Source organism: Vibrio frigidus (genome assembly GCF_042465995.1).
Taxonomy (GTDB): domain Bacteria; phylum Pseudomonadota; class Gammaproteobacteria; order Enterobacterales; family Vibrionaceae; genus Vibrio.
Map to the genome: position 1 here is coordinate 1 of NZ_JBCDMC010000052.1, position 404 is coordinate 404.

The window sequence follows — 404 nt, forward strand, 5'->3', positions numbered from 1 at the left end:
CGTTAGTTTGGCACTGATCGCCCACATAGGTAACAGATCTGACCGGGCACATGGGTAACATGTAGAAGATTCCCGTTTTCACGGGAATGACGGTGGCTTCATTTTGCGTTTTCAGCCTTGGATATGAGGCTAACTCACTCATTCCCGTCCTTTCGCCATTTCACAGTCCTTCACTCATTCCCATTCTTTCGTCATTCCCGTGAAAACGGGAATCTTGGGGGTATTAGATCCCCATTTTCATGGGAATGACGTTAGTTTGGCACTGATCGCCCACATAGGTAACAGATCTGACCGGGCACATGGGTAACATGTAGAAGATTCCCGTTTTCACGGGAATGACGGTGGCTTCATTTTGCGTTTTCAGCCTTGGATATGAGGCTAACTCACTCATTCCCGTCCTTTCG

General features: G+C 48.0%; 1 protein-coding gene. It reads right to left on the minus strand.

Annotation, left to right across the window (positions count from 1 at the left end):
* Positions 1–223: 223 nt before the first annotated feature.
* Positions 224–404, minus strand: a 181-nt coding sequence (locus AACW90_RS22975; RefSeq protein ID WP_390239374.1) for a hypothetical protein, incomplete at its 5' end; no start/stop codon positions are given.